This is a genomic window from Nostoc sp. CmiVER01 (assembly GCF_034531135.2).
Classification (GTDB): Bacteria; Cyanobacteriota; Cyanobacteriia; order Cyanobacteriales; family Nostocaceae; genus Nostoc.
In genome coordinates, this window is the sequence record NZ_JAVRBU020000006.1 from 403,713 (window position 1) to 416,655 (window position 12,943).

12 protein-coding genes are annotated in these 12,943 nt (G+C 42.0%); 8 read left to right on the top strand and 4 right to left on the bottom strand.

Features of this window, described 5'->3' with window-relative positions; genetic code table 11:
- Positions 1–61 precede the first annotated feature (61 nt).
- Positions 62–1,306 (bottom strand): carboxyl-terminal processing protease CtpA, encoded by a 1,245-nt coding sequence (ctpA, locus tag RMZ43_RS12520; RefSeq protein ID WP_322652252.1) that lies wholly within the window; start codon positions 1,304–1,306, stop codon positions 62–64.
- A gap of 526 nt (positions 1,307–1,832) precedes the next feature.
- Here ctpA and petB point away from each other — a divergent pair.
- From petB to RMZ43_RS12545, 5 genes are all read left to right on the top strand, one after another.
- On the top strand, positions 1,833–2,480 hold the full coding sequence (petB, locus tag RMZ43_RS12525; RefSeq protein WP_100900603.1) for a cytochrome b6: 648 nt from the start codon (positions 1,833–1,835) through the stop codon (positions 2,478–2,480).
- 258 nt (positions 2,481–2,738) lie between these two features.
- Positions 2,739–3,221: a cytochrome b6-f complex subunit IV gene (petD, locus tag RMZ43_RS12530; RefSeq protein WP_069068452.1), complete on the top strand. Its 483-nt coding sequence runs from the start codon at positions 2,739–2,741 to the stop codon at positions 3,219–3,221.
- A 358-nt stretch (positions 3,222–3,579) separates the two neighbouring features.
- A complete protein-coding gene (locus RMZ43_RS12535; protein WP_109012771.1) occupies positions 3,580–4,023 on the top strand; it encodes an ATP-binding protein in 444 nt (147 codons plus the stop codon).
- 672 nt (positions 4,024–4,695) lie between these two features.
- Complete coding sequence (locus RMZ43_RS12540) at positions 4,696–5,877, top strand: glycosyltransferase (protein WP_322652251.1); 1,182 nt, start codon at positions 4,696–4,698, stop codon at positions 5,875–5,877.
- 51 nt (positions 5,878–5,928) lie between these two features.
- Positions 5,929–6,300, top strand: coding sequence for a hypothetical protein (locus tag RMZ43_RS12545; RefSeq protein WP_109012294.1), 372 nt, complete (start codon positions 5,929–5,931; stop codon positions 6,298–6,300).
- Between the two features lie 35 nt (positions 6,301–6,335).
- Here the strand turns inward: RMZ43_RS12545 and RMZ43_RS12550 are convergent, their stop codons facing one another.
- Positions 6,336–6,776, bottom strand: a complete 441-nt coding sequence (locus RMZ43_RS12550; protein WP_322646760.1) for a hypothetical protein — start codon at positions 6,774–6,776, stop codon at positions 6,336–6,338.
- A 388-nt stretch (positions 6,777–7,164) separates the two neighbouring features.
- On the opposite strand from RMZ43_RS12550, the gene RMZ43_RS12555 reads away from it, so the two are divergent.
- From RMZ43_RS12555 to RMZ43_RS12565, 3 genes are all read left to right on the top strand, one after another.
- Positions 7,165–7,506, top strand: coding sequence for a hypothetical protein (locus tag RMZ43_RS12555; RefSeq protein ID WP_322646761.1), 342 nt, complete (start codon positions 7,165–7,167; stop codon positions 7,504–7,506).
- A gap of 173 nt (positions 7,507–7,679) precedes the next feature.
- The gene (locus RMZ43_RS12560; RefSeq protein ID WP_322646762.1) at positions 7,680–9,836 is read left to right on the top strand and encodes a pentapeptide repeat-containing protein; all 2,157 of its coding nucleotides are present in this window, start codon (positions 7,680–7,682) and stop codon (positions 9,834–9,836) included.
- A 174-nt stretch (positions 9,837–10,010) separates the two neighbouring features.
- Entirely contained in the window at positions 10,011–10,502 is a 492-nt protein-coding gene (locus RMZ43_RS12565; RefSeq protein WP_322646808.1) for a hypothetical protein, read from the top strand.
- A 334-nt stretch (positions 10,503–10,836) separates the two neighbouring features.
- On the opposite strand, the gene RMZ43_RS12570 is transcribed toward RMZ43_RS12565, so the two are convergent.
- A complete protein-coding gene (locus tag RMZ43_RS12570; RefSeq protein WP_322646763.1) occupies positions 10,837–11,439 on the bottom strand; it encodes a hypothetical protein in 603 nt (200 codons plus the stop codon).
- A 465-nt stretch (positions 11,440–11,904) separates the two neighbouring features.
- A protein-coding gene (locus RMZ43_RS12575) for an ISKra4 family transposase (RefSeq protein ID WP_428850724.1) occupies positions 11,905–12,929 on the bottom strand; the annotation gives its coding sequence in 2 pieces (ribosomal slippage) (positions 11,905–12,818 and positions 12,818–12,929; 1,026 coding nt in all).
- Between the last annotated feature and the right edge of the window lie 14 nt (positions 12,930–12,943).

The following is a 12,943-nucleotide window of genomic DNA, read 5'->3' on the forward strand; positions in this document are numbered from 1 at the left end:
ATTTATTCGCTTGTTCCCAGTCTCTTACTGGGAACAAGGTAAACTTCTAACTCCTAACTTTTTACACCTTCCCCGCCACAACGGAGTTTTTCTTCAAAAGTTCCATTGCTGCTTGATATTGCAGATCCGCTTCCGTGCCAATCTGTTCGCGGTTAATTGGCTCTTGGGAAATCACTTTATCTGGCTTAATACCTAGTTTATTAATGTCCCGGTGTTGAGGAGTTTCATACTTAGCAATTGTGACTGCCAAGCCCGAACCATCTGATAATTCAAATAAAGATTGAATTAAGCCCTTTCCAAAAGTAGTTTCGCCTACCAATTGGGCGCGACCATTATCTTGGAGGGCGCCAGCCAGAATTTCACTAGCACTGGCAGTTCCTTGATTCACCAAAATCACCAGAGGATCGGTCGTCAGAGGTGGCCCAAAGGCTTCAAAACTACCTTGAATACCTTGTCGGTTTACAGTGTAGACGATAGTACCAGAGTCTAACCACAGACGGGCGATTTCAATCCCTGATTGTAATAACCCTCCCGGATTATTTCGTAAATCTAGAATGTAGGCATCAGCGCCTTTTTTTTCTAGACTAGAAATAGCGTGTGCCAATTCCGTTGAGGCGTTGGCATTGAATTGAGTCAGACGAAGGTAGCCAATGGGCGTACCTTCAGGAGAAACACGCAAATCTGAAACCACAGGGTTAAGAGCAATGCGATCGCGTGTTAATCTAATTTCTGTTTCTGCCTCTCCGTCCCGTTCTATGAGGAGAGTAACAAGGCTGCCACTCGGGCCGCGCATTTTAGTCGCAGCTTCATCTAGGGTAAGATTTTCTGTGGAAACGCCTTCAATTTTGAGAATGCGATCACGTGGTCTAATTCCCGCTTTATCTGCTGGTGAACCTGCGATCGGAGCCACTACTTCCAACTTCCCAGTCTCAGGATTTAGAGCAATTTGTAATCCTACTCCAGTCAGTTCCCCAGAAGTATTGACCTGTAAGCTGCGGTACTGTTCTGGGTCTAAAAAGCGGGTAAAAGGATCGTCGAGGCTCTTAAGCATCTTCCCAATTGCCTCATAACTGGCATTTGAGTCTTTTAGTGGCTTCTCTAGAACCTTTTGCCGCACAGCCGCCCAGTTTTGATGATTAAACGTCTCATCTAGATAAGTACGATTAACAATTCGCCAAACTTCCGAAACCAGCTTTTGTTCCGACGTTAAAGCCATCGCCGGCTGGGTGAGCGTACCCAATGCCACCCAAAACGCCATTAACAATGAAAATCCAACCCGAAAGACTTGTTTGTTCATGAACCCCATTATCAATTCCACCTCAACCCAAATTGCCTAGAAATGCTCACTTGCTCTGTTGTTGATGAAATCTATCTCTCGATTATGTTACTTTTTTTATAGAAGTGGTGCATTCCTCTCATCAAGTTGTTCAGTCAACTGATGCGTTGTATCCACTCATCAAAGGATAAAATCTACTTTGTGTCCACCTTTTTCTGTGCAGGGGCGTAAAGAGATCGCAATATATTCCTTCTTTACAGAGTGTAAAGTTTCTGAAGACTCTTAGCACGCTGAAAGCTGATAAGCAAAGAAAACTCGCCTTTACTAAAATCCCAAAATTGCTAATTGGGAGAGAAGTCTGAACGGTGGCTTATGAGAAGTCCGTAGACAATTCTGCTGCTACCCTAGTCTGTGGCAACCCCTTTCCTTTATCGAACGGGAAAACCTAAAGGCAAACTTACAGCATGCCGAAGCTTGAGTCCATCAGAATTTTGGTCGCCGATTCAGAACTTCGAGATTTATCAACCGCAACCGACTTTTAGGAACTTGAGATTGTATGGCCAACGTTTCCGACTGGTTTGAGGAACGCCTAGAGATTCAGGCACTCGCCGAAGACGTTACTAGTAAGTACGTCCCTCCCCATGTCAACATCTTCTACTGTTTGGGTGGAATTACCCTGGTTTGCTTTCTCATCCAGTTTGCCACTGGATTTGCGATGACGTTCTACTACAGACCAACAGTTACTGAAGCTTTCTCCTCTGTAGAGTACATCATGAATGAAGTCAGCTTCGGTTGGCTAATTCGCTCCATCCATCGCTGGTCTGCCAGCATGATGGTATTGATGATGATTTTGCACACCTTCCGGGTTTATCTGACTGGTGGTTTCAAAAAGCCCCGCGAACTGACCTGGATAAGTGGTGTCATCTTGGCTGTGATTACAGTCTCCTTTGGAGTCACAGGCTATTCCTTACCTTGGGATCAAATTGGCTACTGGGCTGTGAAAATCGTTAGCGGCGTACCAGAAGCAATTCCCGTGGTTGGCGTTCTGATTTCCGACCTGCTGCGCGGCGGTTCAAGTGTTGGTCAAGCTACACTAACTCGTTACTATAGCGCACACACCTTTGTACTGCCTTGGTTGATTGCAGTCTTCATGCTGTTTCACTTCTTGATGATCCGCAAACAAGGCATTTCCGGGCCTTTGTAATCTCAGCTATTAGCCCTCGGCAACATTTATCAGTTCCCAGATGAAGTTGTTTGTTTTAAACTTATGAAACACAAGAAATTAATTGTACATAAGTTTCAAAAAACAAACACTTGTATCTGAAGGCTAAAGCTGTAGACACCCTCCAAGCGGCTGACCGGAAATAGACAAATACTGTTAGCCGCAAGGTTAGGGTTGTTTAGTAGCTGATAGCTTTCACAAATGCTTTAATTTAAGTTAAGCAGGAGAGCAAATTTCAATATGTCAACACAAAAGAAACCTGACCTGAGCGATCCTCAGTTAAGAGCCAAACTAGCTAAAGGCATGGGTCACAACTACTATGGTGAACCCGCTTGGCCTAATGACCTACTTTATGTCTTTCCAATCGTGATCATGGGTTCCTTCGCTGCGATTGTAGCTCTAGCTGTGCTAGACCCCGCTATGACCGGTGAACCAGCAAATCCTTTCGCTACACCATTGGAAATTTTGCCAGAGTGGTACTTGTATCCAGTCTTCCAGATTTTGCGATCGCTTCCTAACAAACTTTTAGGAGTGTTAGCAATGGGTTCGGTACCAGTGGGGCTAATCCTCGTTCCCTTTATTGAGAACGTTAACAAGTTCCAAAACCCCTTCCGTCGTCCAGTTGCAACCACAGTGTTCCTCTTTGGTACCCTTGTCACCTTGTGGCTGGGTATTGGTGCTGCCTTGCCATTGGATAAATCTTTAACCTTGGGACTATTCTAAATTAGTCACCACAAAGTGCTTTGACGCCTGTGAGTTTCAAAAGCAGATGCAAATGTGCTTTTGAAAAAAATTTACAGGCGTCAATTTTAATAATTTAGATTGCATCTGGAATCTGAAGTTTTGGATGGAAAAGCTATTCCAAAATTTAAAATCACCAAAAGTCATCAAATACAAACATTTTTAACTTACTTAACGTAAGTTGCTAGTTACAATTCTCGAAATGCCAAAATCCTTCATGTTTTGTCTTTTGGGACATAGATTATCTCAATTTAAATTTTTCTATATCAAAGAAATTTTGCGAATAGTGCAAAATTTAATAACTAGCAACTTGGGTTTACTTATATTTAAGTCACAGTTAATGTTTAGCATAGTGCAGCAAGACCATCTGACGGTTAAGAGCGAACTCAGTCTCCTAAACCAGGTACAAGAATGGTTCGAGCAATTTTGTCTGCAACATTTGTCTCAACTTGGCTGGTCAAAAACACAACTTGATCGCCTAAATTTAGCATTAGCAGAAGGCTTTACTAACGCTGTTCGTCACGCTCATCATGCTTTACCCCCGGAAACAACCATTGAGATTAACATTTATCTATGGATTGACCGACTAGAGATCAGAATTTGGGATTATGGAAAACCTTTTAATCCTGATGCGATCGCAGAACCAGAACCAGGTACACTGCAAGTAGGCGGTTATGGATGGTTTCTCCTGCGGCGGTTGGCTGATCGGGTTGTATACGAACGTGGTGCAGATGGTAGAAATTGCCTTCTCATCGTCAAATACTCTCAAGAAGCACAAAAGTAAGAATACTTCTGATGCCAATTTTGGGTTTTGAGCAAAGGCGTAAGCTAGAGAAGTAATGCCACTCACATCAAAACAGAAGCAGGAGCGGCAGGGGTCTTCGACTAAACAAATAGTTATTTGATTGATAAGAGTATACTGCTTTCTCAATATTATCTGGATTGGGGTAATATGTTTTTTATGTAAAAACGCTCATTTATTATGAGCATTTTATAAAGTACCAAAAAATATTGTTGTATAAAAAAAATTAAGAAATACAGTAAAGATAACATTCGAGTTATCCTAGCTCCCTTGTTAATATTTGTCAGCCGTCCTCAAGAAATTTACAATTTGGCGGCTCCCAATTTTGTACCCGATTCATGGAATAGCTCATTGGGAACCCTGGATTTAATAACTGGTAGAAAACAATGGTAAAAACAGATTTAGAGCGGTTAAAAAGCGGTGCAATCGCACCCTTACCGCAGGGAGCAACGCGAAAATGTGAGATCATGGCTTTTTGAAGCAGGGGGAGCAGGGGGAGCAGGGAGAGTAAAGAGAGAATTTAGTAACATGCGCTACTATAAATACTTCAAAATACACTTAATTTATTTTTCCTCCCCTGCCTCCCCTGCCTCCCCTGCTTGCCCACCTCACAAAATCGCATTGCTCCCTTACCGCAAGTGTAAATAACCTAACATGCATATCACTACAGTGACAGAAAACCTCAAGTTAGGTGATAAAATTAACAAAAAAACTAATCATGTCTTCGTGTTTTTAGAAATTTTTGCCCACGAAGGCGGTATTCAATCATATATAAAAGATATTTTTCGCGCCTATCTGGGATTGAGCGATGTTTACAAAGCGGAAGTGTTTTTGCTGCGAGATAATCCTGATAGCTTAAATCCGTTTAAAGACAAGAACTTAAAATTTCATTACTTTAAAAATCAGTCTCCTTATGTGGGGAGATTGCAAATGGCAGCAGCATTACTTAAGTGTCTGTTGCTAAACCGTCCAGAACAAGTTTTCTGCGGTCACATTAACTTAGGAGTATTAGTACAAACTCTTTGCCAGCCCTTAGGGATTCCTTACACAGTGCTAACTTACGGCAAAGAAGTTTGGGAACCGCTCAAAAATCAAGAACGTCGCGCCCTGACATCAGCAGCTGGAATTTGGACAATTAGTCGTTACAGCCGCGATCGCGCTTGTGCTGCCAATAATCTAAACCCGAACATTGTACAAATGATGCCTTGTGCAATTGACGGTGATAAATTTACTCCTGGTTCCAAGCAGCCAGAATTAGAAAAGAAGTATGGCTTAACTGATGCTAAGGTGTTAATGACAGTAGCGCGGTTATGGTCAGGGGATATTTACAAGGGTGTAGATGTAACGATTCGGGCATTACCACAAATCGCTCAAGTTTTCCCAGAAGTGAAATATTTAGTAATTGGTCGCGGTGATGACCAACCGCGATTAGCTAAACTTGCAGAAGATTTAGGTGTGAGCGATCGCGTCGTATTTGCTGGTTTTGTTGCCACAGAAGAATTAATGGAACATTACCGCCTTGCTGATGCCTATATTATGCCTTCACAAGAAGGCTTTGGCATAGTTTATTTAGAAGCAATGGCTTGTGGAGTACCTGTATTATCCGGTGACGACGATGGTTCAGCTGATCCTTTGCAAGATGGTAAACTGGGATGGCGAGTCCCGCACCGCAGTCCTGATGCGGTAGCAACGGCTTGTATAGAAATGCTTCAAGGGAATGACCAGCGATGTAATGGAGAGTGGCTACAAGAACAAGCGATCGCTATGTTTGGCATAGATGCCTTTCAACAGCACTTACAAAAAATTCTTCTATCCTTAGTAATGAAGTCCAAATGACCAATGACTAAAATCGCTATCCTAGAAGGAGAGCAGGACAATATTTAAAAAATGAGCTTTAAGTCATTTCAATTGAATCTTTTAAATCTCCGCCCTTGGCTTACCCTGCTGGCAGTTATTTGGTTGCTAGCATCACTGGGCTTGGGTTGGCTGGTTAATTCGTTACTAATTATTGTCGGGTTGCTGTTTTTAGCACCCATTGTGGCTTTTTTTGGCTTTCGTTGGTGGCTGCAACGTAACTTAGTTGCTGATCAGTGTCCCGTCTGTCGATATGAATTTACAGGTTTAAATAACAGTCAATTGCAGTGTCCTAACTGTGGAGAGTCACTGTTGGTACAAAATAGTCATTTTCAACGCTTCACACCAGAAGGCACAATTGATGTCAAAGCTGTCGAAATCCCAGGCAAATCACTGGAAGATTAGTCATTAGTCATTTGTCCTTTGCTAATGACCAATAACTATTTCTTTGTTTCTTGCGAGATTGAGAGGATGTAGTTAAAGTTTGGATTTCCTTGGGATTGGTCGCCTACAAACAGCGAGTATGTTCCTGCTTGCCAGAAACCAGAAAGTTCTGGCTTGCCTCCAGAATATTTATCTGCCATTACACAAAAACGCCCCCCAGGCCCATCGATCAATAGCGTTGGCTTTCCTTCACTCTCTACTGTTAATCGCAAATAAGGTAGTGATTCTGTAACCTGGATAACGTGATTAGGTTCAGTGGTAATATTGCCACAATTACTTTTGACAGTTCCCCCAGACTTTCCCTTCAAAATCAGTGGATCTGCTTGGAGATTCCGATTAATTTGGATTTTTGGTGTCTGTGCCAGATTAGTCTGGGCGAAAACCAAACTCATCGCCAAAGCTGTGGGAACAATTGTAAGTAGCCTAAGCGTTTTCATTTTTATTAATGCTCCAAATTTTTTTAGAGCAGTATTGTTATATCGTCTGATTTAATAGACGGCAACAATCTATCTTGGTTCCAAAATCTGCCGTATAAAGCAATACCATTCATTTAAGGATTTTTTGTGAAGATCCGATGGGTATAAAGACCATTAACTATGCAAGTTTATTTATTATAGTGGTGGCGCTTTTACACTAAAATTTTCTACTCTACATTTTATACTTCAATCCGTAGTACGTTAAGATTCCAAAAATCATCATAATTTTTAGTGCCTAGAAAGGTATTGCATACACAGACATTAGCTAAAATCACTAAGACAACCACCAAAAATATAATTTGGTTGGTCTGTTGTGGAATAAGTGACCTAGCTGAGGTAGAAAAGATTGATGAATCCTCAAAGAGAAGAAGACTTGCAGCGTCGCCTCAATAAGCTAGAGGCAGATATTAATTCTTCGCCGGAAGTGGTTCCCCAACCACAAGAACAAAGACAGACTGAGGCATCTGTTTTTGCCAAATTTAATTTGCAACTGGAGCGATTTCAGATTTGGTTCAACAGTTTATCTGGAACAAAAAAGCTGGTAGTTTCGGGTGTGACGGTGCTAGTAGGCTTGGCAATGCTGCAAGCAGTGTTTAAACTGGTTGCATCTGTAATTAGTCTGGCACTTTTGGCAGTGTTAGTGTATGTTGGATACAAAATTTTTGTGTCCAGTAGCTTTCAACGTAAGTAATAAGCTAGATATGCATTTACTTTGCATACCTGTAGTTATGAAAGTCAGGAGCCATGATACAAAAGGCTCCTGACTTATAGCTCCAAAATTCTATTTCACTTTTTGCCGATTAGCTTAGTCTATTTTAACTGTGCCGATCGCGGCGTATAAATAATGTCAAAGGAAATTATGCGATGACGACACCAATTGTTAAAAGAAGTAATCAATCTGGTCAATCTAAACAACCAGAAAGAGCTAATTCGTTGCTACTAGCAAGTAGGCGGTTTGCTGCTTGGGCGGCTGAAATTACACTAGTGGTTACAAGTGGGTTGATTCCCTTCGGCATTGGTGTCTATGCCGATTCTAGAAGCGATTTAAACCGAGTACCCCTTAACCCCGTGTTGGTAGTTACAGAAAGAGCGATCGCTAGACCCCTGGCTCTACCTGTTAGCTATGGCATCCGTAACGTGGCATGGCCGACTAATATTTTGTGGACAATCGCCCTGTTAGCACCTGTAACTCTCTCATGGTGGCAATTGTATTTACTGGCTAAGACTGGTAGCACAATTCCTAAACGTTGGTTAAAAGTGCGGGTTGTCAACGGGCAAGGAAAACCACCTGGTTTAGGGGCAGTGGTGATTAGAGAAGGAGTTGGGCGTTGGACTGTACCCGTTTCCATCGCCTATCTGCTGTGGCGCTACAGCTTTGCTTTTCCTAATTTAGGATTATTCACATTTTTATCTTTGTTAATGATTGTCGGTGAAGGGATAGGCTTACCGTCGCGCCGGGGTCGTCGCGCATTGCATGATCAACTTGCAGGCACTTATACAATAGATGCGACTCGCCCCTTGCCATCCTCACTCTTAGCTAATAACAAACAAGCTCAGTCTGCTGATGGTAATGATGAAGCAGAAGAATGGCAGGAGGGAGAAGAATTAGCGGCAGCCCAAACCAATCAGTCGCCCAATATCTGGCGACGAATACAGCAAAATCCTAATCTGACTTTGTTTGGGGTAGGGCTTACGAGTATGACTGCTGTATTGGCAACTTTAATCGGTACTCAAGTTTATATCCAAATTCAACAATCCCAGCGAGCAACCGAGAAAATCAATAGCCAACAGTTCCTTGAACTTGTCAAACAATTAGCTCCCAACTCTGGGGCAACTAATGAACAACGCCAAAGTGCAATTTTGGCTATAGGTGGTCTTAATGACCCAGAGTCTATCAAATTTCTGGCGAATCTCTTGGTTAGCGAAACCAACCCCAGCATCCTGGATACGATTCAACAAGCTTTGACAACTGTCGGGCCCAAAGCCATCCCGGAATTAAAAAATAAGAATCAGTTTTTGGTTAGCGAACTAGACGCTGTGGGTAGTACTGCAACCCAAGAACGGGAATTACGGCAAGGACGGTTACAAAGAAACCAGCGAACAATTAACAAGATTCTCTCTGTTTATAGCGGGAAAATCGAGGGCGTTGACCTTAGTAGCACCCAATTAGGTCAAAGCGGGACTCCAGGAAGTTCCTTCTTCAATTTGGTACTAGACAACCTTGATTTGTCAGGAGTTAAGTTTAAATCTGCAAATCTTAATCAAGCCAGCTTTAAGGGTAGCCGCTTTCGAGATGTGGGTGAAGATGGACGTTGGGATACCTACGACGATGTGATGGCTGATTTAAGCCAAGCTCAGTTGCAGCAAGCCAATCTTACTGATGCTAATCTCAGTCGCGTCTTAATGAACCGTACCGATTTGAGCCGCGCCACTCTCAACAGAGCCAACTTATCCAATGCACGTCTATATGAGGCTAAACTCAACAGCGCCCAACTAGTAGGAGCCGATCTGCGAAACGCTGTTTTAGAAAAAGCCAGCTTGACTGGAGCAGATTTAGGTGACGCTAAGTTGAACGAAGCCAATCTGTACGCTGCCCGTTTAGGTCGCGCCACTGCCATCGGAACACAATTATCCTTTGCTAACTTAACGAACACTGATTGGCAAGGGGCAGATTTATCAGGAGCCTATTTGGATCGTGCTAATCTCAGTAATGCTAACCTCCGAGCCACTCGTCTAGCTGGTGCTGTCTTGCGTTCTGCCCAGATGGAAAACGCTAACTTGCAAAATGCCGATCTGAGTCTTGCAGATTTACGTGGGGCAAATGTTGCTGGAGCAGATTTTAAAGGAGCAATTCTCGCCCCTACTAAACAAGATCCAGCCGATCAATTTGTACAAACCCCAGATTTAGGCTCAGTATCTGCCGTAGTCCAAGGGGTTGATTTTTCTCAAGCCAAAAATTTAGATCCTAAGCAAATAGCATACATTTGTACTCAAGGAGGTATTCATTCTAGTTGCCCGTAGAATGGGAGGGGGAGCAGAGGGGCAGGGGGCAGGTGGAGGGGAGAGGCAGAGGGAGCAGGGGGAGCAGGGGAAGATGAGAAAGACAAGGCGAATGACCAATGCCCAATGCCCAATGCCCCATGCCCAATACCCAATGACAAATGACAAATGACAGATTGGTGTGAGGAGTTGGTTATGAAGTGTATTCAATATTTGGTTTCAGTTTTGGGTGCTGGCTTGGTCTTGAGTCTGGCAAGTGCTAAACCAGCACAAGGACAAGTAGCCTATGGCAGTTATGTCGGTATAGGCCCCACTGTTGGTTTTACTGATGGTATCCAATTGGGGGGAGTTATAGCCGGTCGCTACAAGCTTTTGGAAGCGCCACTTTCGCTGCGTGCCCAAGTGTTAATTGGTAATAATACGGCAATTGTACCAACGGTTTCCTACGATTTACCCCTTAACTGGCAAGCTGATGCTTACCTGGGTGCTGGGTTAGTGTTGGCTAGTGGTGGTGGTTCTTCTCCTGTGGGCGACAAAATTAGTTTTGCTTTACAACCAGGCATTGATTACATGATCCCAAATAGCAATACTGTACTTTTTGGCAACGCCATTATTGCTTTTGATGCTTACCGTGATAGCGGTGGTACAGCTATCTCTGTACAAGGTGGTGTTGGTTTGAGATTTTAATGGGCATTGGAAAGAGTCACCAAAAGATTGCCGAGCAAAGAGTAACAAGTCTGGAATGGAAATTCTCACTCATTGTTTTCCTAGCATTATCAAAGTGTTTGAAGTGGTGACTATGGTTCAAAAAATAACTAACCTCCAGTAGTCTTACTGGGGGTTTTGTTTTGGGCGATCGTCCGACATTACACAATACATACAAGAGTGCGTAAAGTTATACTATCTATTTCTCTACCTTATAGAATCGGCAGTTTGTGCAGCTTATGCGACTGCTTCATAACCTATTACATTTTCGTAAAGGGTGGGAGAAGTGCGATTGCGCTTGGGGATGCTCACTGTCTTAATCAATCCTTCCAAATCGCTCCTGTTGATCGCGCAAGTAATCTTGTTGACGTTTTTCCGCCTCTTCGGCATAAACTTGCTTAATTCTAGCTTTAAAACTATTTACATGGTCAATCCAAGTGCCTACATGAAATACTTTAAAAATAGTAACTGTAGTAGTCCCTTCATTAACGCTCTGCTCTTGCCTCTGCGTTTCAAAGACAACTTGATCTGTAAAAGTTAGTGAAACTTTCAAATAGTTACTATAAGAGTTATTTACTCTAATTGAAGAGTTATTTAGTCTAATTGTAATAATATCATCCTGATACTGGTATTCAATATCTTCTCGTGAACCCAATTTCTGGGCAATCTCCCAACATAGGAAATCTATTGGATAACCAAGTGATAAATGTTCACTATTGCTTGTATTAAATATTTCAATCGATTCCCAACTAATAAGTTCTTTTTCGTCATATTCGGGGAAAAGTGGCTGAAAGCGTTGACGTTTTCCAATACGGTTCATAACCCCCACCCATCCCAAAGTTACTATTGTAGTAATTACAGCTAGAATCCATTGGCTATTAATTAAAAAACTCAATGCGAAATATGCACCAACACCCACGGGTGTCCATTTAATTAATAGTATGAAAATTTTGGACATATTTTTAGAAGTAGATTTTTTAGGTTCTTGCGTTGGTTTTATGGTATAGCATTAAAATCGCAGTTTTATAGAAAGTCTCAAAAACCGAAAACCAAGTCACAGCAATAAATATAGGCTATCTTTAGGTTTTATTTATTATTCTGTTCCATAAAATGAACCGAAGAACCATTTTTTATTTATAGTTTTAGATATAAAAAAACTGGCATTTCTATTGATAAATTGTATGAAAAAGGCAGTTCATTAATAAAATAGCGCTACGCGTTTTCGCGTGTTTTTTAATTTGGGGATTTGTGGAGGAGGTTGCGGGCTTGCTCAAGAAAGAGAAGCGATCACTTTTGTGAGTCGTCATAGCAGTTCGGCATCAGATGTTGGCGTAGCGGTTTCTTGCTGGGACATAAAAGCGATCGGGAGCATCCCACTTTTTATTTAGCGAGCAAAGATTAATCCATTAAGATAGGCGCAACGGTGAGCAAGGACTTGAGGAACGTTATCAATTTTCCATTGTGCCCCAGAAATTTTAATTCGACGATCAATCTGCTTAACAGTGGACTCAACAGCACCAGAACCAATTGAGCAAATCTGTTCAGCTTGATAATACTGGTAATTGACTATACGGTGTCGATGTTTCTCAATGTAAACACAGAAATTAAGAGCTTGTTTGATTTTACAGTCAGCAAATAAAGCGATTGCTTCATCTACTTTGCCCTTCCAAAGTAAACTTTTTGCCAAGTTGTTTCTTTTGATTGAACCACCTACTTTATGTAGGTTTTCCATGAGATGAAACCAATCGAGTATTTCACGGCGTTCAATAGGGGGAGTAAATTCACGAATAATATTCCAAATTCCGTCATGTCCATCTCCAATACAGGTCAGTATAGGAGCCATAATTTGACTGTTGACCCAATTGACTACAAGATTATTTTCTTGGAACGAGGCTGCGGGAGCAGCCAAGTTGTGCAGACGTACAGCTTTATAACCTTTCCAGTCACAAGGTTGTCCAATTGGTGTACGAATACGAATATTTCCACCATCTACACTCAACTCTTCGACTATTGACTCTGATAAAGGTAATTCAAAATTTTGACGGTGTACAAGTCGCTGCTGAACACTTTTCGATACTTCAACCCCAGTCAAATACTTAACATCTTCTGCCGCTCGTTGATATGATACTGAAGCGCTAGTTCGGAGGCAACAGGCTTCTAAATATGGGCTCAGTTGGCTATGAGGCAAGAGTTCTAGCTTTTGTGCTTGAGAACTTGTAATTGGTAGCTCTCCAATGATACTTTTTACTTTTCGTTTATATCCTGTGCTTTCTCCCGTGACATTTTCGATAAAAAAACCCCTATTTCTGGCATGACATATTCTTGCATTTGAGAACGTACTACTTCTTCTATCTTTGCCAAGCTTTTGATTTGCTCACTATTGGCGTTTTTGTACAGTATCTTCGCTATTGCACCAGAGTATT